A 22,199-nucleotide genomic window follows, 5' to 3' on the forward strand; every position below is an offset into this window, starting at 1 on the left:
CGCTATTCTGATCAACTTAGCGGAGAACAGGGAGAGTTGATGGCTCATCGGGACCGCTTTTCAGTCGTCGGCAGGGTGACCGACTGCTACATCCACGAGGGTGACGGGACACGTCCGATCACGGAGGAGAACGTCCGCGTCCTGTACACCCACCGCCGCGTGCAGTTCCCGGACGAACTCGGGGCGTGGCGGCGGGAGATCGCGGACGAGGAGGCCCGCAAACAGGCCGCGGGCGAGCCGTACCGGTGGAACAACCCGCGGTTCGCGGTGGAGAGCCTGGTCGTCTCGCGCACCCACCGCGACGAGAAGCCGCAGGTCACCCTCTCCCTCATCGACGCCGACTACTACGACTTCCTCACCACGTCCCTCAACCTGGGCCGGACGCTGCGCAACGGCTCGACGCTGCGCAAGCAGTACCTGGAGGACGCCGACCCGCTGGACGCCCCGCCCTGGATGTTCTGCAGCCTCGGCGTGAACGTGGCCGTCGAGACGGGCAAGGACGGCCGGATGCTGTTCTCCCACCGCAGCGCCAGGGTGGCGGGCCCGAACGCCTCCCGCTGGAACTCCTCGGCCAACGAAGGCCTCGCCGCCAACCACGACCTGTCGGAGTCCGGTGAGATCAGCCTGCACCGGGTGGCACGCCGGGCGCTGCGCGAGGAGCTGGCGGTGCAGTCCTCCGACCGGGTCGATCTGGAACTGCTCGGCTTCGGCCTGGACCTGCGCAACAACCAGTGGTCGGTGTTCTTCCGCGCGGTCCTGGAGGATCTGGGCGAGGAGGAGCTGCGGGCGCGCTGGAGCCGCGGCGTCGAGGACAAGTGGGAGCACGACCGCTACGAGTTCACCCCGGCCGACCCGCGGTCGGTCCTCACCTTCCTGCGCGACACCCCGCTGTGGTCCCCGTGCGCCCCGGCGCTGTTCTACTTGTCGCTGGTCCGCGCGGCCGTCCGCGCTGCGGGCGGTGACCCGGACGCCCGGCTGGCGGTGGAGGAGGCGGCGGAGCGCTGCGCCCTGCCGCGCGGGTGACGGGTCGGCGGCTTCAGCGGCTTGAGCGGCTTTAACGGGTGGATGCCCCTGCTCCGCATACCTAGAGTGACGGGGAAGGCCGTCGTCGAGCAGGAGCTGATCATGCGCACCCACTATCCCCGCACCCCCCATCTTCCCTGGTCACCAGGGGTGGGCGGGGACGACGTGCGGGCCGCCGCCGGGCTGGCCGGGCTGGCGGGCCGGGAGGTGGTGGTCACCGAGAAGCTCGACGGGGAGAACACGACGCTGTACTCCGACGGGCTGCACGCGCGTTCGCTCGACTCCGGGCACCACCCCTCGCGGGCGTGGGTGAAGGGCCTGCAAGGGCGGATCGGCCCCGGGATTCCGGCCGGCTGGCGGGTGTGCGGGGAGAATCTGTACGCCCGGCACTCCATCCCGTACGAGGACCTGGACAGCTGGTTCTACGGGTTCTCGGTGTGGGACGGCGAACAGTGCCTGGACTGGGACCGGACCGTGCGGTTCCTCCACGGTCTCGGGGTGCCCGGCCCGCGCGTGCTGTGGCGGGGCACCTTCGACGAGCGGGTGCTGCGCGGGCTGCGGCTCGACACCGCGCGCCAGGAGGGGTACGTCGTACGGACCGCGGCCGGCTTCGCGCGGGCGGACTTCGGGCGGTGCGTGGCCAAGTGGGTACGCGGCGGGCATGTGCAGACCGACACGCACTGGATGTACGCGCGGGTGGTGCCGAACGGGCTCGGGCCGCGGGCTCCGCTGTGGGCGGTGCGCTCGGGGGCCGATCCCGAGGTGGCGGAGCTCCTGGGCGCCGTCGGGTTCGAGCCGGCCGAGGCGGCGGCCGAGGGCGGGGCCGGGGCCGGCGGCCGCGCGGACGAGATGGTCGGCCAAGTGGCCGCCGATATGGGTGGGTTGGGGGTGGGCCGCACCGGGGAGGCCCGGCTGGCCGGCGTACTGGCCGCCGCACTGCATCGCGTACCCCGGTCCCGGATCGCGGCGCGGCTGGCGGCGGGGCCGGCCGGGATGCCGCTCGCACGCCGCGTGGCCGACCTGGTCGGGCTGTATCCATCGCTGCGGCGGCCGTTCCCGGACGAGGAGCGGCGCGCCGGGCTGGTACGGATGGCCGTGGCGGCCGATCTCGGGGTGCTGCACGCGCTGGCCGGGGCCACGGCGGATCCGGAGGAGCGGGAGTGCGCGGGGTGGTCCGCGCTGTACGCCGAGGAGGCGGGTCTGCTCGGCGCGGCCCCGCTCGAACCGCTGCGCGCGGGGCTGCGGGAGGCGCTCACCGGGCTCGGCGGCACGGGCACGGACGGCGGCACGGACGGGGACGCGGGCACGCACTCGGATGCGGGCGCGGGCGCGGACGCGGATGCCGGCGCGGGCATCGACGCGGACGTGGCCGACCGCTGCTGGGCGGAGGCGCGCGAGGCGTTCGCGCGGGGCCGGATCTCCACCGCCGAGGAGGCGGTGGCCGCGACCTGGCGGTGGCGCGACGGAGCGTACCCGCGCATGGTGCAGCTGTGCGGGCCCTCGGGCAGCGGCAAGAGCACCTTCGCGCGGAATCTGCCCGGCGTGGACGCGTACATCAGTCTTGACGATCTGCGGGCCGCCCGGGGTTCCCGCGCCGACCAGCGGGCCAACGCCGAGGTGCTCCGCGAGGGCCTGGACCGGCTGGACAAGGCCCTGGCCGCCGGCGGGACGGTGCTGTGGGACGCCACCTCCCTCACCGAGCGGCAGCGCGGCCTGGCCGGTTCGGTCGCGCGGCGCCGCGACGCGCTGGTCACCCAGGCGGTGGTGCTGGTGGACGAGGCGGAGCTGTGGCGCCGCAACGCGACACGGGCGCACCCCGTACCGCCGCAGGTGCTGACCGCGCAGCTGCACCGGTTCAGCCCGCCGTATCCCGGGCAGGGCCAGGCGCACCGCACCTGGTACATCGGGGCGGGCGGAACCGTCGAGGACACGGCGGGCGGTATCCGGGGAAGAGGCGAGGACGGCTGATGCGTACCAGCGAGGAGCTCTACCACCAGGTCCGCTGGGATCCCCGGTTCGACCCCGCGCGGTTCGTGTTCGGGCTGCTCCAGCGCGGGGCCGCCCCGAAGCGCGTTCCGCTGCCCTCCTTCGTGCCCGGGGGCGACATCCCCTGGCACCGGGTGCTGTTCGCCGAGGCGGACGGCGAGCTGGTGTGGGACCGGGCGACCGGCCTGGACCTGATCGACACCACGGGGGCGGGGCGGATCCGCGACCCGCGCCTGCTGCGCTCCCCCTTCTTCGCCGCCCGGACCCCGCACGCGTGGGACCCGGCGGGCGGTGGCGCCTGGCGGCCGGCCGAAGCCGGTCGGTCCGCACCGTTCCCGGACCGCATACGGCTGTTGACCTGGAACACGCTGTGGGACCGGTACGACGCCCCGCTCATCTCCACCGCCCGGCGCAGGCCGCTGCTGCTGGCCGATCTGGCGCGGGCCGACGCCGACATCATCGCGCTGCAAGAGGTGGAGCCGGCATTGCTCGCCATGCTGCTGGCGGCGCCGTGGGTGCGGGACGGCTACACGCTGGGCACCGATCCGGGCGGCCGGGACGTCGCCGACAGCGGGCTGTTGATCCTGAGCCGGCTGCCGGTGCGGGAGGCGGGGCTGCACGCGCTGGGACCGCACAAGGCGGTCGCCGCCGTGACGGTGGACAGCGCGGCGGGCCCCCTCGTGGTCGCCGCGACGCACCTGACGAGCGATCACACCGAGAACGGCGCCGACCGCCGACGGGTCGAACTGGCCCGGATCGCTGAGGGGTTGGGCGGCATCGAGGCCGAACTCGCCCTGGTCGGCGACTTCAACGACGGCCGGGGCGGGGCCCAGGGGCCGGCGGCCGCGCTGGGGATGCGGGACGCGTGGAGCGACGTACACGGGGCGGCGGACGACACGCCGACCTTCGATCCGGCGGCCAATCCGCTGGCCGCCGTGGGGTCGCTGTCGGGGCGGTCCGCGCGGCTGGACCGGATCCTGCTGCGGCCGTCCGGATCCGGCGCGGCGCGCGTACGGGAGGCCTCGCTGCGGGGCGACTCCCCCGCGCCGGAGGGGTTGTTCATCTCGGACCACTTCGGCGTGGAGGCGGTGGTGGAGTTCGGCGCGCCGGTCGAGAGCGGCGCGCTGTCCGGCGTACGGGCCACCGCGCGCACGGCGGTGGCATGGCTGCCACCGCACGACCCTGCGGTCCACGACCTGCGCCGGGAGCACGACCCGCAGGTGGATCGCTGGCCGGCGCACGTGAACCTGCTGTTCGGCTTCGTACCGGAGTCCTCGTTCGACGCGGCCGTGCCGTTGCTGGCCGAAGTGGCCGCGCGGACACCGGCGTTCACCGCCCGCCTGGCGGGGGTGCACAGCTTCGGGCACCGTGAGGAGGCCACCGTCTGGCTGGATCCGGCAGCGGACGGCGACGCGCCGTGGCAGGAAGTGCAGCGGGCGCTGGCGGAGCGGTTCCCCGGGTGCGGGGGGCGCGGCCGCGGTGCGGAGGGGTTCACCCCGCATCTGACGCTGGGGCGCAGCCGGGATCCGCAGCGGGCGGTACGGGAGTTCGCCGCCCGGCTCGGCGGCGGGGCCTCGGCGCGGGTCGCCGCGCTGGCCGTGCTGTCGCGGCGCGGGGACGGGCCGATGCGGGTGCGGGCGACGGTGGAGCTGGGGACGGGTGAGGTGCGGTGGGTGCCGGAGCCGGCACCGGATCCGGCGCGCGGGGGCGGGGACGGCGGCGGGGACGGGGACGGCGGCGGGGACGGGGTCGCGGGGGGTGACCACGCCGAGTCCGTCACGGCACGGATCGCCCGGGCGCTGGGCGGCGGGGTGGTGCACGTCGCCGGATCGCGGCGGATGGGCTGCGCGCTGCCGGGGTCGGACCTGGATCTGGTGGCGGCCCTCCCTGGCGCGGTCGGCTGCGCGGAGGTACGGGAAACGATCGCGGCGGCGCTTCCGGAGGCGGAGCGGCTGCGCGAGGTGAAGGGTGCGCGGGTGCCGGGGCTGCGGTTCCGCGTGGCCGGGCTGGATGTGGACCTGGTGATCGTCGCGACCGGCTCGGTGGACCCGGTGCGGGCGGTGGCGCGGCGGGCCGAGCTCGGGGAGGCGGCCGCGCTCGCGCTGAGCGCGGTGAGCGACGCGGACGCGGTACGGGACTTCGTGGGTCCGGATCACGCCGCGTTCGCCCGGCTGGCGCGGGAGGTGAAGGCGTGGGCCCGGGCCCGGGGCCTGGACTCGGCGCCGTTCGGCGGGCTGCCGGGCCTCGCCTGGGCGGTGCTGGCGGCCCGGACGGTACGCGAGTCCGCCGACCGATCCCCGACGGCCCTGCTCCGCCAGTTCTTCGGAACCTGGGCCGCCTGGAACTGGCACACCCCGATCAGCCTGTTCCCGTCGGCCCCGCCGGCCCCCTCGGCTGGCTCGGCTGGCTCTGCCGCGTCGGCTGAGGCAGCTGGGCCGGCTGAGGCATCTGGGGCGGCCGCATCGGCTGGTGAGGCCACGTCGGTTGGGGCGGCTGGCTCGGCCGCATCGGCTGGGGCGGCTGGGTCTGCCGGGTCGGCTGGGGCGGCTGGCTCCGCCGGGTCGGCTGGGACGGCCGCGTCGACTGAGGCAGCTGGCTCGCCCCCGTCGGCTGGGACGGGCCCGTCGGCCGCGTCGGCTGGGAGGACCGCGTCGGCTTGGACGACCGCGTCGGCTGGGACGGCCGGGGCGGCTTGGACGACCGGGGCGGCTTGGACGACCGGGGCGGCCGGGGCGGCCGGGGTAGGGGGCTCGGCCGGTCTGGTCGCGGCGGGGGCCGTCACCGTTCTCACGCCCTCCGAGCCGGTTCGCAGTTGCACGGCCCAGGTGGGCCCGGGGCTGCGCGATCTGCTCGGGCGTGAGCTGTACGGGGCCTGGGAGGCCCTGGAGGCCGCCGGTCCCGACGACCTCGGCGACCTGGGATCCCTCGTAGCGCTCGGGGTGCTCGGACATACGGTGCCGGCGCCGGCCCCGCACCGCCGTCATGCGGCCTGGGCGGTGGTGTCCGTACGGGCCGCCACGCCACGGGAGTTCGAGGAGTCCCTGGGCCGGACGCGCGGCCGCCTGCGGGCCCTGCTCGGGGCCCTGGAGGACGGCGGCGTCGTGGACGCCCACGCCTGGCCGCGCCCCTTCGAACTCGGTGACACCTCGGCCCGGTACGCCATCGGCCTCGGCGTCGCCCCGCCCGACGCGGCCCGGCTCGCCGCCCTCTGCGCCCCCTGGACGGCGGCCCTCCCGGGCACCGAGGTCACCTGGGCGGAATGCGCGGTCGTCCCCACCCTCACGTGAACACCGTGAACACCGTGAACACCGTGGACACGGTCGGACGCGGTGGTGTTCAGAGCTCGATGACGATCTTCCCGGCAGCCCGCCCCGACTGGCTGAGCTCGAACGCCGCCGCCAGCTCCGACAGCGGGAAGGTCCGCGCGACGGGAACCGTGAGCCGCCCGCTGTCGGCGAGCCGCCCCAGTTCGGCCAGGTCGGAACCGACCGGCCGGACCCACATCCACTGCCCGCCCGCGCCGAGCACGTTGTGGTCGGCGATCGAGGCGTGCCTGCCGCCCGGCGCCAGTACCGCCCGGGTGACATCGACGACCCCGCCGACGAAGTCGGCGACGACGGTCACGCCGTCGGGGGCGAGCGCCCGGACCCGTTCGGCGAGTCCTTCCCCGTACTCGACCGGCTCACAGCCGAGTCCGCGCAGCCGCTCGTGGTTGCGCGTCGAGGCCGTGCCGATCACCCGGGCGCCCAGCACGCCGGCGATCTGCACGCCGAAGGAGCCGACCCCGCCCGCCGCGCCGTGGATCAGGACGGTGTCCTCCTTGCCGGTGGCGAGGCGGGTGAGCAGCTGGTACGCGGTCAGTCCGGCCAGCGGCAGGCCCGCCGCCTCCTGCCAGCTGAGCGAGGCCGGCTTGGACGCGAGCATGCGTACGGGCACGCTCACGAACTCGGCGAAGGTTCCACCGTGCACGTAGTCCTTGCGGGCGTACGAGATCACCTCGTCGCCGACCGCGAACTCGGGGACGTCGATGCCGAGCCGCTCGACGGTCCCGGAGACGTCCCAGCCCGGGACGACGGGGTACGTGACGTCCATCAGCGCGTCGAGGCCACCGGCCATGATCTTCCAGTCGACGGGATTCACCGCGGCGCACCTGACCCGGACGAGCACCTCGCCGGGCGCGACCTTGGGCAGCGGCAGCCGGGTCTCGGAGAGCACCTCCGTCCCGCCGTACCTCTCGTACGCCATCGCGCGCATGGTGTTCTCAGTCTGCTGGGACATGTACCCGGCCTCTCCGCGAGCTACTGGAATCACTCGTTCCATATCCCACCACGAAGGCCGCGCCCGCCCGTCGAAGCAGGGCGGACACGGCCCGGAAAATCAGCTGGGCCGTCGCGCGGGCCCGGGACCGGCGGGGGCGGGGGTGGGTCACTCGTACTCCGTGCCCCCCTTGCGGGTGAGGTACGCCGGGCTGACCGCCTTGGCGATCGCGCGGCCGCCGAGTACCGGGCTGTAGCGCTCCGCCGCCGGGCGGATGACGACTCCCTCGCGCAGGTGCAGGTTCCGCCCCGAGACGGTCTCCCGGCCGCTCGCCAGCTCCAGGACCACGTCCAGCTCGTATGGGCCCTCGAACAGCCTCGGCACGAGCGGGAGTTCCCCGTCCGTCAGTACGTCGGCGGGGTCCAGCCAGCGCACCTGCCCGTCGATCTCGGCGGACACGTCGAAGACCGCGAACCCGGGCGCCGTGTCGGCGAGTCCCGCGTGCGCCCCGTACCCGAGGTCCTGGACCCCCGTCCCGTAGACCTCGCCGAAGATGCCGACGCGGCTCGCGCCCAGCTTCTCGGCCAGCCGGGCGGCCGCCTCCGGTACGCCGTGGCCGCGTACGGCACGCCAGTACACGTTGCGCTCCTCCTCCTTGAGCGCCAGCCCTTTCGAGCCGAACCCCTTGGACGAGACCAGCACGCGCCCGCCCTCGGCGACGTACGTCAGCAGGCAGGCGGTCCCGTGGAGTTTCTCCGTCAGGACGACCGGCTCGCCGGGCTCGAAGACGTGCGGGTAGCGCTGGAGGTTCTCCACGTCCACCCACGGCAGCAGATCGGGGGCGGACTCCACCTCGCCGTCCATCGTCGTCGGGACGGGCGGAGCCCATTTGGTGATGCCCAGCAGCTCGGCGAAGTCCGTGCCCTCCTTCGCCGCCCGCCCCAGGTCCAGGTGGGCCAGCGCGCGCGGCCGGCACACCAGGCCCTGCGACAGCTCGCCGCGAAGGCGGACCGCCTTGACCCGGTCGGAGGCGCTTCCGGCCAGTCGTCCCGTCAGGCCCAGCTCCTCGATCAAGGCGGCGGGCAGCACCGCCTGTTCGGGTATGTAGAGCGCGAAGTCACCCGTACGGTAGACACCCTTGGCGACGACGGCGCGGTAGAGGCCCACTTGGGCCAGCTCCAGGGCGTCGGCGTTCGGGTGGTCATGGACGGTCAGCTCTTCAACGGTCACGCGCAGAGTCGACATGACGGGCTCCTCGGACATCGGTTATCGGTTATCGGTTATCGGTTGTCGAACCCGACCACTCTCCGGGCCGCCATTTGCGGTGGTCCAGCCGTTATCCCCCTGCTAACCTGCGCCGCGCCACGCGCCACGCGCCACGCGCCACGCGCCACGCGCCACGCGCCACGCGTCACACAGGAGGCTCGCATGTCACGTCGCCCGGTCACCGTCGTCACCGGAGGCAGCAGGGGCATAGGCGCGGCGACCTGCGTGCGGCTCGCCTCCGAAGGCCATGACCTGGTGCTCGGCTACGCCCACGACGACGCGGCCGCCGAGGCCACCGCCGAACGGGTCCGGGCGGCCGGCGCCCGGTGTGTGACCGTACGGGGCGACACCTCCCAGGAGTGCGGCGTCGAGCGGCTCTTCGACATCGCCGGGGCCGAACTCGGCACGGTCACCGGGCTCGTCAACAACGCCGGGGTCACCGGACCGCTCGGCCGACTCGCCGACGCCACCACCGAGGACCTGCGGCGCGTGGTGGAGGTGAACCTCCTCGGGGTGCTGCTCTGCTGCCGTCGGGCCGCCCGGGACATGTCCGAGGCCGGTGGCGGCTCCGGCGGGGTCATCGTGAACGTCTCCTCGGCGGCCGCCACCCTCGGCAGCCCCGGGGACTACGTCCATTACGCGGCCACCAAGGCCGCCGTCGACACCCTCACCCTGGGCCTGGCCAAGGAACTCGGCCCGGACGGGATCCGGGTCAACGCCGTGGCGCCCGGGATCATCGAGACCGACATGCACGCGGCGATGGGCGACCCCGACCGCCCGGCCCGGGCCGCCGCCGGAATTCCCCTCGGCCGGCCCGGACAGCCCGAGGAGATCGCCGGGGCCATCGCCTGGCTGCTGTCGCCCGACGCCTCGTACACGACGGGGGCCGTCCTCCGGGTCTCCGGCGGCCGCTGACCGGAAGCTCAGCCGCCGCCTCGTCGCCGCCCCGCCGCTGACCGGAAGCTCAGCCGCCGGCTCCGAAGGCCGCCTGGGTGGCCGGGCCGTAGACGCCCTTCGGGTCGCCGGTGATGCCCCGGTCGCTCTGCAGCTGGGCGACACCGCGCCGGGTCTGGCCGTCGTAGACCCCGTTGACGTTGACGTACGTGAACCCCTGCCCGACGAGCCGCTGCTGGAGGTCGCGCACCTCCGGCCCGCGGTCCCCAGGGCGCAGCGTCCCGGACCCGTCGGCCGACGTCTTGCCGGACCCACCGGACGGGGCCCCGGAGGCCTCGCCCTGGTTCGCGGAAGTCGACGGCCCGGGCGAGACCGAAGCCGACGCGGAGGCGCCGGGTGAGGCGGAGGCCGCCCCGGAGCGCGGCGCGGACACCGCGGGCGACGGCTCGCCGGCGCCCGGATCGCGCGCCTGGAGCTCCGGAACGGACAGCCCGGGTGGCGCCATCGCCCGGTCCGGCTCGGGGTCCTCCGACCCGGTCAGCAGGAACACCAGGCCGCCCGCCGCACCCAGCCCGAGCAGCGCGAGTACCGCCACCGGCGGGCGGCTGCGGCGGGCCCGCTTGCGGTGGGCCCCCGCTCGGCCGGCGGAAGCGGAACCGGGACCGGAAGCGCGACCGGAAGCGGGACCCGGCACGGCGGCGGGGGCCGACGCCGGTTCGGGAGCGAAGGAGGAGACCGGAGACCCGGTCCGGGGCCACTCCGGGGCCGTCGACGAGGACGGGCGGCCCGGGGGCGCGACGTAAGGGCGTACGAGCAGGCGGTCGTCGTCGGGGACGATCCCGCTCTCATCGGGGTGGGGGGACACGTTGTCTCCCGGCGGGGGCGGAGGCCGGCGCGGCGGTGCGGTGCCGGCCCCCACCCGGCCGGTCAGGCCCCGCGCCGCCGCGCGACGAGGACCGTGCCTGTGGCGGCGGCCGGCACGGCGGTGCCGCCGATCGCGAGAGAACCGCCGGTCACGGCCGGAGCGAGCGTGGAGCGACTGGATATGCGCATGCTGGGATCTCCGGTGTGCGGCTCAAGCGGTGGTTCTTGATCGGGCGCACTCTTGCCCCCCGGGCCGGCCCCGGTCAAGCCGGGCATCCGATCCGCCCTATCCATCCCTTTTGTGCGGTGCTTCTTCCTGCGGGACCTTCCTCTGCCCCTCGGCCGCGACGCCGAGCGGGTGGTCGGGAACCCCCGTCGTCGGGCAGCCCGGTTCCCGGCGGCGCATCGAGGTGACCCCTGTCGCGACGGCGGCCGACAGCATCAGCAGCGCTCCGGTCAGCGGGGCCGCGGGCGCGGAGATTCCGTCGACCGCGAGGCCGCCGACGAGCGCCCCGGCGGCGATGGCGAAGTTGAACATGGCCACCATCAGGGAGGAGGCGGCCTCGGCCGCACGCGGCGCCGCCTTGATCATCCAGCTCTGCAGGCTCACCGAGACCCCGCCGTACGCGAGCCCCCACACGAGCAGCAGCGCCGTGCCGGCGACCGCGCCCGGGAGGGTGGCGATCATCGCCAGCACCACGGTGAGGGTGGCGCCGACCACGAACAGCGTACGGCGCGCATCGCGCGCCCCGGCCAGGAAGTTCCCGGCGACCCCGGCCACCCCGTACCCGAGGAGCAGGGTGCTGACGTACTCGGCGTCGACGCCGGAGACGTCCCGCAGGATCGGCCGCACGAAGGTGTAGGCCGCGAACTGTCCGGTGACCACGAGGAAGGTGACGATCACTCCGGCGCGCACGCCGCGGTTGTCGCGCAGCAGGGCGGGAAGTTCCCGGAAGCTGATGCTCCGATCAGGAGGCAGCGCGGGCAGCAGCAGGAGCAGGGCGACGAGCGTGACGAAGCCGAGGGCGCCCACGGCCGCGAAGGCCATGCGCCAGCCGCCGAGTTCCCCGAGCAGGGTTCCGGCGGGGACACCCAGCACGGAGGCCGTGGGGACCCCGCCGAAGACGACGGCGGTGGCCCGGCCGACGTGGCGCTCGGGAACCAGCCGTACGGCCAGCCCGCCCGCTACGGCCCAGAAGCCGCCGACGCTGACGCCGACGAGCAGCCGGGCCGCGAGGACCACGGCGAAGTCCGGCGCGAGGGCGGCGGCGAGATTGGCGGCGGCCATCAGGGCGAGCAGGACGCACAGCACGAGCCGCCGGTCGAGCCGCCCGGCGGCGACGGTGACGAGCGGCGCGCAGAAACCGGCGACCAGCCCCGGCACGGTGACCATCAGCCCGGCGGTGCCGTCGGACACCCCGAGCGAGGCCCCGACCGGGGTGAGCAGCCCGACGGGCAGCAACTCGGAGGTGACCAGGCAGAAGATCCCGAGGGAGACGGCCCAGACGGCCGCCCAGCCCTTCCAGGGCGTCGGCGCGTGGCTGCTGTGCGCGGGAGCGGCAGCCCCGGTATCGGCATCGGCATCGGCATCGGTCATGAAGCGGCACTCCGTACAGGGCAGGCGGTGAACGGGACACGCAGCACGGAGCGCCGGGGGTCGCGCCTCCCCCGTCGCCTCGCACTGTCGTTCCAATTCCCGGGCGGCCCGGATTGATTCCCGGTTAGCCTGAGCCGTATGGACGAGCTCGACGGAGTGGAGATCATCGCCTTCGCGGACGCCGAGGCGTTCGAGAACTGGCTGGCCGAGCACCACACGCGTCACGAGGGCGTGTGGATCAAGATGGCCAAGAAGAAGTCCGGGATCCCGACGGTCACCGACGACGAGGTGGTCGACATCGGGCTCTGCTACGGCTGGATCTCCGGCCAGCGTCGGTCGTACGACGAGCGCCACTACCTCCAGAAGTACGTGCCGCGTCGGCCCAGGAGCCTGTGGTCGCGGGTGAACGTGGAGAAGGTCGCGATGCTGACGACGGCCGGCCGGATGCGCGAACCCGGGCTCGCCGAGGTGCGCAAGGCCCAGGAGGACGGCCGCTGGGCGAGGGCCTACGAGTCGCAGAAGACGGCCGCGGTGCCGCCCGACCTCGCGGCGGCGCTCGACGCGAATCCGGAGGCCGGGAAGGCGTTCGAGGCGCTCGACAAGACCGGACGCTACCTGCTGATCCTGCCGCTGCTCCAGGCCGGCACCCCGCGGACCCGGCGGGCGCGCCTCGACAAGGCCCTGCACGCGCTCGAAGCCCGCCCCGGCCCCTGAGTCGGCGTCACCCGGACGCGTGAGCCCGGCACTCGGGCGGGCCGGGGGTGGGGCATGGTGGGGCGATGCAGTTGCGCCGGGCCGTGCCCCTCTCTCTCCTCGCGCTCCTCGCGAGCGCCGGATGCGTCTCCGTCGGCCCTGGGTCCCCGGCTCCCGCACGGGGTTCCGTACCGCCCGTGGGCGCCCCCGGCCCGGCGGGCGGGACGGGGGCCGCCGCCCCGCCGCCCGCGCTGTCCGTCCCCCTGCCCCTCCCCGTGCCGCTCGGCGTCCTGCCGGAGGCGGAACCCGAACCCGAGCCGGAGCCAGGCCGGAAGCAAGCCGCCGTCAAGGCGGCCCGGCCGCCGGCCAAACGGCCCGCGAAGCCCGCGGCACCGCCGCGCCGGGTGCGGCCGCCCAAGCCCGCGCCGCCCCGGCTTCCTCGGCCGACGGACCGGCTGCCCCGGGTGGAGGATCTCTGCGCGGCCACCGAGGGCGGCGCCGTACCGCCGTCGATCGTGGACCTGTGCGTGCGCCAGTACGGCTCGCACGGACTCTGACGTGCCTGACTCTGACGTGCCTGACTTCAGTTTCAGGAGGCCGACGGGCGGCGGCCGCAGACGAAGGCGCAGCGCCGGGCCGTGCCCCGGCGGGCGGTGCGCAGCCGGTGCATCGTGTCGTACCTGCGGCGGCGCCACTCGCCCCGCGGCAGCCCGGCCCGCTGCCCGCCGCCGCTGATCAGGGCGTTGACCGGGGTCAACGGATCCGCGCCCAGGCCCTTGGCCACCAGGACCCCGACGAAGAGCGGGACCAGGGCCACGGCCAGCGCCGAGCCGGCGGTGGTGACGTGCTGTATGCGCGGGCGGCTCGCGGGGCGCGGGGCGTCGGAAGTCATGCCCCTATTCGATCACCGGCGGCGCGGCGGGGAATCGGAGCGGATACTCAGTCCGTTGGGCGTGAGGTACTCAGTCGGGACCTGGGTGGGGAAGGCGGTGGGGGATGACGGCACCCGGGCAGGGGTTCGAGGCCGCGACGGGCGACGGGCCGGCCATCGGGGACCCGGCGGCGCGGGCCGGCGAGCTGAGGACGGCGTACGAGGGGCTGTTGCAGATCCGCCGTCTGATGAACGCCGGGGCGGGCGCCGGGGTTCCCGCGGCGTGGGAGCTCCGGCAGATGCCGCGCGCGGTGGCCCTCGTACTGGAGGCGGCGGGGATCGCTCCGTCGGCCGTGGACGCGCGGGGGCGGCGTACCCACACGGGCTATCGGGTGGCCCCGGCCGCGGATCCCGGACGGGTGGAGGTGACCTGGCTCGGCCCGCCGGGCGGCGGCGCGGCCGAGGAGGAGCAGGAGCGCCTGACGGCCTGCGCGGCGGCGCTGGAACGGATGGGGTGGGAGTGCCTGCTGTACCGGGGCCCGCGACGTCGGCGCTTCCTGGAGGTGGAGCCCGCCGGACCGAAATCCGTTTCCCCGCAACGGTAACGCCCGGGCACACTCATCCGATGGGCATGCTCGACTCACTCTCCGACCCGGTCGGCCAGGTCCCCGCCGGGCTCGCCACCGGCCGCCTCGACCTGATCCCGCTGGCCGCCGGTCACGCCGATGAGATGGCCCTCGTACTGTCCGATCCGGCGCTGTACGCCTTCACGGGCGGCGCTCCGCTGCCGCCCGACGCGCTCCGGGCCCGCTATGCCCGGCTGGCGGCGGGCTCGCCCGACCCGGCGGTCCTCTGGCGCAACTGGGTCGTGCGGCTGCGCCGGGACGGATGCCTGATCGGCACGGTCCAGGCCACCCTCACCCCGGCGCGGGACCAGGCCGAGATGGCGTGGGTCCTCGGGACGCCCTGGCAGGGCCGAGGCTTCGCCACGGAGGCCGCGCGGGCACTGGCCGGCCACCTCGCGGACATTCCCGTCGGGCGGCTCGTGGCGCACATCCACCCGGACCACCACGCGTCGGCGGCGGTCGCCGCGGCCTGCGGGCTCTCCCCGACCCGGCACCGCCAGGACGGGGAGATCCGCTGGGAGTTCGCGAGGACGACGTGAGGACGTGAGGACGACGTGAGGACGTGAGGACGACGTGAGGACGTGAGACCGTGCCGGGATCGGTTCAGGGTGAGGAGCGGCAGCTCGACCGCGGCGCGGATTCAGCCGGGCGTCACGGCGCGCCGAACGTCAGCGTCAGCCGTGGTGTGCCCTCGTTGGCCGCGGCCTCCGAGGACCACAACCACAGCGCGTCCGTCCCACCGCTGGTCAGCGCCAGGCCGTAGCTGCCGCCGAGGGCCGTGGCGATCGTCCCCGTGGTCAGCCCGGTCGTGTGGACGGCCGAGCCGTCCGGGATCCCGGCGAAGGCGCCGAGCGCCGGAGCGCCCACTCCCGGGCGGTTGTTGTACGTGGTCCCGGCCTCGGTCCACGACCCGGTGACGGGGACCACCGAGACGGTGTCCGCCGTACCGGCACCGCTCATGGTGCTGGTCTTCACGCTGAGCGTGGCCGACTTGAGCACCGTACCCGCCGGCGCCGCCGGGAGGTTGAAGCGCAGATAACTCGCGTACAGCGGGGTACCGCGCACCGCGAGCGAGCCCGAGGTCCCGTAATTGGTGCCGGGGGCACCGGCGTTGGCGTAGGTGTCCTCGGCGGCGGTCACCTGGACGACCGAATCGGCCGGGGCGGAGGCCAGGTTGTAGTGGTTCTGTACCTGCGCCGCGCTCAGGACGCTCGGGTAGACGGCGGTCTCGTCGAGCTGGCCCGCCCAGAACTCGCTGGTGGGGCGGTCGGGCCAGCCGCCGAGGCTGTCGCCGCCCGCGTGCCAGTAGCCGGCGAAGTTCTCGTGCGTGGTGACGCCCAGGGTGCCCTTCTGGACGCCGTCCACGTACAGGGTCATCCCGCCCGGTCCCTGGGTGGCGACGACGTGGTGCCACGTGTTGTCGTTGTACCGGTCGGTGCCGCCGGTCGTGATGGTGCGGGTGGCTCCGGTGTACACACCGTAGACCAGCCGGCCGTCATTGGTCATATAGATGTGCTTGTCGTACTGACTGCTGCCGCGAGCCTGGTTGTTCCCGAAGCCGAAGAGCTTGCCGCCCCGGGTGGTGTTCGTCTTGAACCAGGTCTCGATGGTGTAGGCGGCGCCCACGGTCCGGCGCTTGTCCCCGTAGACCCGGGTGTCCGTACCGTTGAAGCCGATCGCCGTGCTCGCGCCGGTGACCGCGCCCGGCGTCTGGCGCAGGGCGGGCGCGTTCAGGTGCACGCCGCTCTCGTTGCCGCCGGCGGAGGAGTCGGCGACGAAGGGCGGCGCCGACTCGTCGTAGCGCCAGAACAGCTGGGCGCCGTCCGCGCGGACCGCGTTCGGGTAGCCGTCCACCGAGGTCGCAGCCGTCACGCTCGCCGTCCCTGACAGGGCGCTGGTGTTGCCGGCCGCGTCGGTGGCCGTGACCCGGTACGTGTACGACTGGCCCGGCGTGACGGTGGTGTCCGTCCAGGAGGCCTGCGGGCGTGAGAAGAACAGCGAGTCCGCCGTGACCGTGGCGATGGGCGTGGCCGCGCCGCCCCGGTAGATCCGGTACGTCAGCGCGCTGTCGTCCAGGTCGAGGCTGGTGCGCCAGCGCACCTGGACCTCGCCTGGCTTGAAGCTGACGGCGCTGGCGACGGGGACCGTGGGCGCTCCGGTGTCACCGGTGGAGGCGAAGCGGGTCAGGCTCTGCTGCGCCGCCCCGTTGACGGTGGTGAACTCGCCGCCGACCCACAGGTACTGGACGCCGCCCTTGGAGCCGACCGCCATCACGCGCGGGCCGATGCCCTCGCCGATGCCGTCGTTGGTGTCGGGGGCCCAGCCCAGTTTGCCGGTGCCGGTGCCGGTGCCGGTGCCGGTGCCGGTGGTCGGCTGGGCGAGCAGGTGGTGGCGCTGGCCGTCGGGGAACTCGCCGACGCTGGAGCAGTCGTGCGCGTGCGAGGCGCTGTAGAGCACGCTCTGGTACGGGAGCACAGCCTGGGTGGCGCCGAGGCAGGTGTCGCGCCAGCGCTGGTTGAAGTCGGCGAGGTTGAGCGCGATCCGGCCGTCGAAGACCCCGCCGCCGGTGCCCTCGTTGGCGGTGTAGAAGCCGGTGCCGTCGGTCGCGATGTCCTTGACGACCGAGTTGGTCTCGATGAAGCCCGGGTACGACCTGGTGAGGGCACCGCTGGTGGCGTCGACGACGGCCAGCGCGTGCGTGTTCGTACCGTTCACCGTGAAGAAGTCGCCGCCGAGTACGACGTTGGCGCCGTCCGGGGTGACCTCGACGGCGCGGCCCGGCTCGTCGGCGTCGGCGGTGAAGGGCTTGAGCGCCCCGTCGGTGGCGTCCACGGCGGCGAAACGCTCGCGCTGCCGGCCGGAGACGCTGAGGAAGTCGCCGCCCGCGTAGACGGTGTCGGCGGTGACGGCGAGGGCCCGTACGGTGGCCGCGAAGGCCGGCCGGAAGGAGGCCTTCACGGTGCAGGTCGCCACGTCGATGGCGGCGAGGCTGGAGACCGGGGTGCCGTTGACGGCGCCGAAGTAGCCGCCCGCGTACAGGGTCTTCTTGTCCGGCGAGAGGGACAGCGCGCGGACGGTGGCCGTGCCGCCGCCGACGGTGAAGGACAGCTCGCAGGAGGTCGGCGCGCCGGTCGCGGCGTCGAGCGCCACGAAGTTCACCGCCGGCCTCTCGCTGCCTCCGGCGCCGTCGCCGTCGGGCGGGCGAACGGCCGAGAAGGTGCCGCCGGCGAAGACCACTCCGCCCGCCTCGGCGAGGGCCCAGACGACGCCGTTGGGCTGCCAGGTCGCCAGCGGGTCGGCTGTGAAGGCCACGGGCGGGGTGAGTGCCGCCGCCGGCGGGACGAGGCCGAGGCCGAGGCCTACGACCGCGCCGGTGCCGGCCAGGGACAGGGCGAGAGCGGCCGCCAGCCCTCTGGATCTACGCATGAACCCCCCAGTTCGGTGTACCGAGTGGTGCGCGTGCGGCGCACGAGGCGCGCGGCGCACGGCCGCATGGCCGTCGGCCGGGATCGGCGGAAACGGCCGGCCGGGCGGTCATACGTACGGGCGCACCCTAGGACGAATCGGGAGCCCGGTCACCACACTTGACGTATCGGATACCGACTCGGATACCGACGGGACGTGGGGAGCGGCCTATTCTTCCCTCGTGATCATTGCGAACGAGCCCATCGGGCTGGTGATATTCGACTGCGACGGGGTGCTGGTCGACAGCGAGCGCATCGCGGCCCGCGTCCAGGTCGCCCTCGGCGCGGAACTGGGCTGGCCGCTCACCGAGGCCGAGGTGATCAGCCGGTTCATCGGCCGCTCCAGCGCCTCCGTTCGGGAGCAGGTGGCCGCGCGGCTCGGGCCCGGGACGGCCCGGGAGTGGGACGAGCGGTTCGTCCGGATGCACGCGGAGGCCGTGGACGCCGGGCTCGACCCGGTCGAGGGCCTGCCCGAGGCGCTCGACGCGATCTCCCTGCCGACCTGCGTGGCGTCCAGCGGGTCTCACGAGAAGATGCGGCACACCCTCGGCCGCACGGGGCTGTACGAGCGCTTCGCGGGCCGCATCCACAGCGCGACCGAGGTCCCCCGGGGGAAACCGGCGCCGGACCTCTTCCTGTACGCGGCCCGGCGCATGGGCGTCGAACCGTCGGCCTGCGTGGTGGTCGAGGACAGCCGGCCGGGCGTCGAGGCGGCGCGCGCGGCGGGCATGCGTTCCTTCGGCTACGCGGGCGGCCTGACCCCGGCATCCGCCCTCGCCGGCCCGGGCACGGTCGTCTTCTCCGACATGCGCGAACTGCCCGGACTGCTCGCGGGCCCGGGCTCAGGCGCGACCGTGGGCACTGGCGCGGGCACGGGCGCGAGCACAGGCCGGGGCGCTGGCCCAGGCGCAGGCGCGGGCACAGGCCCAGGCGCAGGCGCGGGCACAGGCCCAGGCCGGGGCGCTGGCCCAGGCGCAAGCGCGGGCACAGGCCCAGGCGCAAGCGCGGGCACAGGCCCAGGCGCAGGCGCGGGCACAGGCCCGGAAGCGGACGCGGGCCCGGAAGCGGACGCGGGCGCGGGCGCGGGCGCCGAGGGCGGGGCGACCGGTTCGTGAACCGCCGTACGCGCAAGCGGCTCTCCCGGCAGCTCGTCGAAACCGCCGGCTACGGACCGGCCTCCCGGGTGGCGGCCCTGCTTCGCGCCGGCGCGGATCCCGGCGCCGCGGACGCGGAGGGCACGACCGCCCTGTACGCGGCCGCCGTTCAGGGCCGGCCCGAGATCGTCCGGCTGCTCCTGGCGCACGGCGCCGACCCCGACGCCGAGAGCCGGGGCCCCACGGACGGGACGCCGCTGTGCGCGGCCGCCAGCTGGGGTCACGCGGAGTCCGTGCGGGAACTCCTCGCGCACGGCGCCGACCCGGGCCTGCGTGAGGACGGCGGGACCGGGCTCACGCCGCTGGAGTGGGCGCTGCGCGGCGCACACGCGGAGGCCGCCCGGCTGCTGCGGGAGCGGATGGCCCGGGAGCGGGCCGCGTAATTCCAGCGCGCTCGCGCGTACGGCACCGGGGGCAGTACCGGGTGGCGGGCGCGTTCATACCCCCCGGGGATGGGTCGGCGTGAGTCCGGCGCGCTCGCGCGTACGGCTCCGGGGGCGGTACCGGGTGGCGGGCGCGTTCACACCCCCCGGGGACGGGTCGGCGTGAGCCCGGCGCGCTCGCGCGTACGGCCCCGGGGGCAGTACCGGGTGGCGGGCGCGTTCACGCCCGGGACGGGTCGGCGTGAGTCCCGCGCACTCCCGCGTACGGCTCCGGGGCCGGTACGAGCTGGCGGGCGCGTTCACGCCCCCGGGAGCGGGCCGCGTGAGTCCGGCGCGCTCGCGCGTACGGCTCCGGGGGCGGTACCGGATGGCGGGCGCGTTCATGCCGCCGGGAGGGGTCGGCAGAGTAGCGCCGCCGGGCCGGGGCGGGCAGCCGCGCGGGTGGTGAAGGCGATGCCCGCCGTGTACTCGGTGGGCAGGCACTGGCCCTTGTAGTGGCCGTGGGCGAAATCGCCGCCGGAGGCGCCCGGCGGGCGGTTGCCGCCGCGGTCGAACCACACCGTACGGCCGCCCGAGGCCGGGAGGGCCGTCCGGGCGGGCGCGCACAGGGCCGCCGAGACGCGCGCGCCCCGCAGGCTGTACCCGATCGCGTACTGCCCGGCCGGGCACTGGAACTTCGTGTATCCGGTGGCCCAGTCCCCGCCCGGAGGGACGTACGCCTCGTCGCGGACCACCGTGTGCCCGCCCGTCGGGGCGCGCAGGTCCGAGCTCGCGCACAGGCCCCGGCCGCCGGTGTGGCCGAGGCCGGCCAGCCGGGAGCCGTCGGGGCAGACGGCCTTGCGGGCGCCGCTGTCCCAGTCGCCGGCGGCCCGGGTGAGCAGCGAGGCGTTGTGGTCGCGGTGGTCGATGTCGAGCTGGTACCAGGCGGAGGTGGCGGGCACCGCGCCGGTACGGCCCGGCGTGGCGGCGAGGGCGGTCCACGGCCCCGTACGCCAGTCCGCCGGGTCCAGGGCGCCGGACCGGCGGCCGGTGTTGTCGTAGCGGAGCATCGCCCAGCTGTCGCCGCCCGGGGCGCCTTGCGCGGTGGTGCTCCACCCGACCAGGGGCCAGTACGCGAAGTCGGCGTCGGCGTCGGTCAGATAGGCGGTGAGGCGGTTGAACCAGGTGCGCGGGGCCGCGCCGGTCTCGTCGGCGCCGATGCCGAACTCGCTGATCCAGACGGGGGCGGTGAAGTGCGTACCGGTCTCGGCGGAGACGAAGAAGGCCTGGTCGTAAAGGGTCTGCTCCAGTTGGGCCTGGGTCATGTCCTGGTAGCGGAGGTCGTGGGTCTCGCCCATGCCGGTGGCGCCGCTGTGGTGGGGGCCGGTGTAGCCGTAGAAGTGGGCGGAGTAGACCAGCTTGCGGGAGACGGCGAGGGTGTGGGAGAGGGTGCGGACGGGTGTGAGGGTCGGGCGGCCGTGGGGCAGGCCGTCGAGCGGGATGCCGGTCCAGTTGATGCCCTCGACCACGATGAGCAGGTTCGGATTGGCCTCGGTGAGGATGCGGTCGGCGGTTTCCTGGGCGGCGGCGTGCCAGTCGTGGCCGTCGCCGAGGCCCCAGTTGGGGTCGTCGAGGAAGTCGCGGCGGACCTCGTTGTAGAGGTCGGCTCCGACCACGCGCGGGTTGTCGCGGTAGCGGCGGGCGAGGAACACCCAGTCGTCGGCCCATTGCGCGGTGGAACGGCCGCTGTTCCACCGCTCGTTGCCGTCGAGGCCGCAGCACCAACGGGTGGTGACGGTGTGGTTGTTGAGTATGACGGCGAACCCGGCGTCGGTGAGGGCGGCGACGACTGCGTCGTACACCTGGAGCGGGGTGCGGCCGCGAAGGGCCGGGTTGGCGGCGACGGCCGCGTCCGGGACGGGGGTGGTGGTGCGGAGCATCTCGTTGGAGAAGGGCAACCGGATGCTGTTGAGGCCGAGCGCGCGGAAGTCGGCCAGCAGGGTGGGCAGCGGTACCCGGTCGAGTCCGAGGGGGATGCCGTGGGAGTCCTGGCCGCTGTGGTGTGTGGCGGGGTCGTCGCGGTCGCCGGAGCCGCCCCAGGAGCCCTGGGCGCCGTCCCAGTTGCCGGAGCGGAGGCGGAAGCGGTTGCCGTTCGCGTCCACGATGTAGCGGCCGCTGGTGGACAGCGGCGCGGCCCACGATTCCACCCCGGCGGCGGCCGCGGCCGAGGGGGCGGCCACCACTGCGGGCAGGAGGCCCATCATCAGCAGGAGGACGCCCGGGATCGCGCGTAAGAGGTTCTTCATCTCGCTCCTGCCGGGGCCACACACGGGGCTGACTGCGGTCGGCTGACGGCTGCCGCGGTCAAGTTACCGGTCGGTCGGCGACAGGGGAAGCCAAGGGCGCCGGCGCTTTCGGACGAGCGCCGGCCTGGCGGGCGTACGTCGCGAACCGGCTCGGGCCCATGTCCCGAACCGGCTCGGGCGCACGTCCCGAACCGGCTCGGGCGCACGTCCCGAACCGGCTTGGGCGTACGTCCCGAACCGGCTTGGGCGTACGTCCCGAACCGGCTCGGAGCGGCCGCCCGGCGGGGCGCTCGCGCCCGCTCACGCTGCCGCGCCCCGTCAACCGGGCGGAGCCCCGGCCACCCCTTCACACAGGGTCACCCTGGCGAAACCGCCCCACGCGGCGTCCCGCCCCTCTACCGTGCCCTCAGGGTCGGGCACGGCACGGGAGGGTGGGGCGGATGGACGACGAAGAAGACATGCGGCTGGCGAGGATGACGCCGGAGATCTCCCGCCGCACCCTCGCGATGCTGCGCGGGCTGGCCGGGCTGGAGCCTCCGGAGCAGGTGCCCGAGGAGGCCATGCTCGTCGCCGACGCGATCCTCGCCGAGCACGGCACCGACGGCCTCCGCGTCCTCGTGATGACCCTCGCCGCCTGGGCGACCGCCCAGATCGAGAACGTCGCCGAGCTGAGCCGGCGCAGCCACGAGGCGGTGCTCGACGCGATGGAGCTGGCCTGCCTGGAGGCGAACGCCGAGGACTGAGCGGTCTCCGGGACCGCTGGAGGGGTGTAGGCGCACAGGTCGCCGGTCCCGGGAGGACCGCCCCGACCGCCCCGCCGGCGGCCGTCGGGTACC

18 protein-coding genes and 1 pseudogene are annotated in these 22,199 nt (G+C 74.8%); 11 read left to right on the forward strand and 8 right to left on the reverse strand.

Annotated features, from left to right (window positions below; genetic code table 11):
• Positions 1 to 39: 39 nt before the first annotated feature.
• From MTF65_RS05070 to MTF65_RS05080, 3 genes are all read left to right on the forward strand, one after another.
• Entirely contained in the window at positions 40 to 1,023 is a 984-nt protein-coding gene (locus MTF65_RS05070; RefSeq protein WP_243626972.1) for a translation initiation factor 2, read from the forward strand.
• A 102-nt stretch (positions 1,024 to 1,125) separates the two neighbouring features.
• Positions 1,126 to 2,991, forward strand: a complete 1,866-nt coding sequence (locus tag MTF65_RS05075) for an RNA ligase family protein (protein ID WP_243627326.1) — start codon at positions 1,126 to 1,128, stop codon at positions 2,989 to 2,991.
• Complete coding sequence (locus MTF65_RS05080; protein ID WP_243626973.1) at positions 2,991 to 6,296, forward strand: poly(A) polymerase; 3,306 nt, start codon at positions 2,991 to 2,993, stop codon at positions 6,294 to 6,296. The genes MTF65_RS05075 and MTF65_RS05080 overlap by 1 nt, the downstream gene beginning before the upstream one ends.
• Before the next feature lie 49 nt (positions 6,297 to 6,345).
• Here the strand turns inward: MTF65_RS05080 and MTF65_RS05085 are convergent, their stop codons facing one another.
• Together MTF65_RS05085 and MTF65_RS05090 are read right to left on the reverse strand one after the other, a co-directional pair.
• Complete coding sequence (locus MTF65_RS05085) at positions 6,346 to 7,263, reverse strand: NADP-dependent oxidoreductase (RefSeq protein WP_243627327.1); 918 nt, start codon at positions 7,261 to 7,263, stop codon at positions 6,346 to 6,348.
• Between the two features lie 171 nt (positions 7,264 to 7,434).
• A complete protein-coding gene (locus MTF65_RS05090) occupies positions 7,435 to 8,511 on the reverse strand; it encodes an RNA ligase (ATP) (protein ID WP_243626974.1) in 1,077 nt (358 codons plus the stop codon).
• A 183-nt stretch (positions 8,512 to 8,694) separates the two neighbouring features.
• Between MTF65_RS05090 and MTF65_RS05095 the strand changes: the two genes are divergently transcribed.
• On the forward strand, positions 8,695 to 9,447 hold the full coding sequence (locus MTF65_RS05095) for an SDR family oxidoreductase (protein ID WP_243626975.1): 753 nt from the start codon (positions 8,695 to 8,697) through the stop codon (positions 9,445 to 9,447).
• A 49-nt stretch (positions 9,448 to 9,496) separates the two neighbouring features.
• Here MTF65_RS05095 and MTF65_RS30445 read toward each other — a convergent pair whose 3' ends face one another.
• From MTF65_RS30445 to MTF65_RS05105, 3 genes are all read right to left on the reverse strand, one after another.
• Positions 9,497 to 10,291 carry a peptidoglycan-binding protein gene (locus MTF65_RS30445; protein WP_243626976.1) on the reverse strand — a complete coding sequence of 265 codons (795 nt, stop codon included), beginning with the start codon at positions 10,289 to 10,291 and terminating at the stop codon, positions 9,497 to 9,499.
• Positions 10,292 to 10,353: 62 nt separating this feature from the next.
• Positions 10,354 to 10,479 carry a hypothetical protein gene (locus MTF65_RS30170; protein ID WP_279398556.1) on the reverse strand — a complete coding sequence of 42 codons (126 nt, stop codon included), beginning with the start codon at positions 10,477 to 10,479 and terminating at the stop codon, positions 10,354 to 10,356.
• A 97-nt stretch (positions 10,480 to 10,576) separates the two neighbouring features.
• A complete protein-coding gene (locus MTF65_RS05105) occupies positions 10,577 to 11,887 on the reverse strand; it encodes an MFS transporter (RefSeq protein ID WP_243626977.1) in 1,311 nt (436 codons plus the stop codon).
• Positions 11,888 to 12,025: 138 nt separating this feature from the next.
• Between MTF65_RS05105 and MTF65_RS05110 the strand changes: the two genes are divergently transcribed.
• On the forward strand, positions 12,026 to 12,601 hold the full coding sequence (locus tag MTF65_RS05110) for a YdeI family protein (protein ID WP_243626978.1): 576 nt from the start codon (positions 12,026 to 12,028) through the stop codon (positions 12,599 to 12,601).
• Positions 12,602 to 12,666: 65 nt separating this feature from the next.
• A complete protein-coding gene (locus tag MTF65_RS05115; RefSeq protein ID WP_243626979.1) occupies positions 12,667 to 13,137 on the forward strand; it encodes a hypothetical protein in 471 nt (156 codons plus the stop codon).
• A 32-nt stretch (positions 13,138 to 13,169) separates the two neighbouring features.
• On the opposite strand, the gene MTF65_RS05120 is transcribed toward MTF65_RS05115, so the two are convergent.
• Positions 13,170 to 13,472 (reverse strand): hypothetical protein, encoded by a 303-nt coding sequence (locus MTF65_RS05120; protein ID WP_243626980.1) that lies wholly within the window; start codon positions 13,470 to 13,472, stop codon positions 13,170 to 13,172.
• Positions 13,473 to 13,576: 104 nt separating this feature from the next.
• On the opposite strand from MTF65_RS05120, the gene MTF65_RS05125 reads away from it, so the two are divergent.
• Together MTF65_RS05125 and MTF65_RS05130 are read left to right on the forward strand one after the other, a co-directional pair.
• On the forward strand, positions 13,577 to 14,056 hold the full coding sequence (locus MTF65_RS05125) for a hypothetical protein (RefSeq protein ID WP_243626981.1): 480 nt from the start codon (positions 13,577 to 13,579) through the stop codon (positions 14,054 to 14,056).
• Between the two features lie 20 nt (positions 14,057 to 14,076).
• Complete coding sequence (locus MTF65_RS05130; protein WP_243626982.1) at positions 14,077 to 14,616, forward strand: GNAT family N-acetyltransferase; 540 nt, start codon at positions 14,077 to 14,079, stop codon at positions 14,614 to 14,616.
• 112 nt (positions 14,617 to 14,728) lie between these two features.
• Here MTF65_RS05130 and MTF65_RS05135 read toward each other — a convergent pair whose 3' ends face one another.
• Complete coding sequence (locus tag MTF65_RS05135) at positions 14,729 to 17,503, reverse strand: DNRLRE domain-containing protein (RefSeq protein ID WP_243626983.1); 2,775 nt, start codon at positions 17,501 to 17,503, stop codon at positions 14,729 to 14,731.
• Positions 17,504 to 17,729: 226 nt separating this feature from the next.
• Between MTF65_RS05135 and MTF65_RS05140 the strand changes: the two are divergent.
• Both MTF65_RS05140 and MTF65_RS05145 read left to right on the forward strand, forming a co-directional pair.
• Positions 17,730 to 18,374, forward strand: a pseudogene (locus MTF65_RS05140) (HAD family hydrolase); the annotation flags it as partial.
• Between the two features lie 278 nt (positions 18,375 to 18,652).
• Entirely contained in the window at positions 18,653 to 19,078 is a 426-nt protein-coding gene (locus MTF65_RS05145; RefSeq protein ID WP_243626984.1) for an ankyrin repeat domain-containing protein, read from the forward strand.
• A gap of 380 nt (positions 19,079 to 19,458) precedes the next feature.
• Here the strand turns inward: MTF65_RS05145 and MTF65_RS05150 are convergent, their stop codons facing one another.
• Positions 19,459 to 21,363: a glycoside hydrolase family 5 protein gene (locus tag MTF65_RS05150; RefSeq protein ID WP_374207156.1), complete on the reverse strand. Its 1,905-nt coding sequence runs from the start codon at positions 21,361 to 21,363 to the stop codon at positions 19,459 to 19,461.
• 440 nt (positions 21,364 to 21,803) lie between these two features.
• On the opposite strand from MTF65_RS05150, the gene MTF65_RS05155 reads away from it, so the two are divergent.
• On the forward strand, positions 21,804 to 22,106 hold the full coding sequence (locus tag MTF65_RS05155; protein ID WP_243626985.1) for a hypothetical protein: 303 nt from the start codon (positions 21,804 to 21,806) through the stop codon (positions 22,104 to 22,106).
• Positions 22,107 to 22,199: the final 93 nt, after the last annotated feature.

The sequence above is a fragment of the Streptomyces sp. APSN-46.1 genome (assembly GCF_022815725.1).
In the GTDB taxonomy this organism is placed as follows: Bacteria; Actinomycetota; Actinomycetes; order Streptomycetales; family Streptomycetaceae; genus Streptomyces.

Coding starts and splice junctions, on each gene's coding strand:
- MTF65_RS05070 (WP_243626972.1), top strand. CDS start 40: ATGGCTCATCGGGACCGCTTTTCAGTCGTCGGCAGGGTGACCGACTGC.
- MTF65_RS05075 (WP_243627326.1), top strand. CDS start 1,126: ATGCGCACCCACTATCCCCGCACCCCCCATCTTCCCTGGTCACCAGGG.
- MTF65_RS05080 (WP_243626973.1), top strand. CDS start 2,991: ATGCGTACCAGCGAGGAGCTCTACCACCAGGTCCGCTGGGATCCCCGG.
- MTF65_RS05085 (WP_243627327.1), bottom strand. CDS start 7,263: ATGCGCGCGATGGCGTACGAGAGGTACGGCGGGACGGAGGTGCTCTCC.
- MTF65_RS05090 (WP_243626974.1), bottom strand. CDS start 8,511: ATGTCGACTCTGCGCGTGACCGTTGAAGAGCTGACCGTCCATGACCAC.
- MTF65_RS05095 (WP_243626975.1), top strand. CDS start 8,695: ATGTCACGTCGCCCGGTCACCGTCGTCACCGGAGGCAGCAGGGGCATA.
- MTF65_RS30170 (WP_279398556.1), bottom strand. CDS start 10,479: ATGCGCATATCCAGTCGCTCCACGCTCGCTCCGGCCGTGACCGGCGGT.
- MTF65_RS05105 (WP_243626977.1), bottom strand. CDS start 11,887: ATGACCGATGCCGATGCCGATGCCGATACCGGGGCTGCCGCTCCCGCG.
- MTF65_RS05110 (WP_243626978.1), top strand. CDS start 12,026: ATGGACGAGCTCGACGGAGTGGAGATCATCGCCTTCGCGGACGCCGAG.
- MTF65_RS05115 (WP_243626979.1), top strand. CDS start 12,667: ATGCAGTTGCGCCGGGCCGTGCCCCTCTCTCTCCTCGCGCTCCTCGCG.
- MTF65_RS05120 (WP_243626980.1), bottom strand. CDS start 13,472: ATGACTTCCGACGCCCCGCGCCCCGCGAGCCGCCCGCGCATACAGCAC.
- MTF65_RS05125 (WP_243626981.1), top strand. CDS start 13,577: ATGACGGCACCCGGGCAGGGGTTCGAGGCCGCGACGGGCGACGGGCCG.
- MTF65_RS05130 (WP_243626982.1), top strand. CDS start 14,077: ATGGGCATGCTCGACTCACTCTCCGACCCGGTCGGCCAGGTCCCCGCC.
- MTF65_RS05135 (WP_243626983.1), bottom strand. CDS start 17,503: ATGCGTAGATCCAGAGGGCTGGCGGCCGCTCTCGCCCTGTCCCTGGCC.
- MTF65_RS05150 (WP_374207156.1), bottom strand. CDS start 21,363: ATGAAGAACCTCTTACGCGCGATCCCGGGCGTCCTCCTGCTGATGATG.
- MTF65_RS05155 (WP_243626985.1), top strand. CDS start 21,804: ATGGACGACGAAGAAGACATGCGGCTGGCGAGGATGACGCCGGAGATC.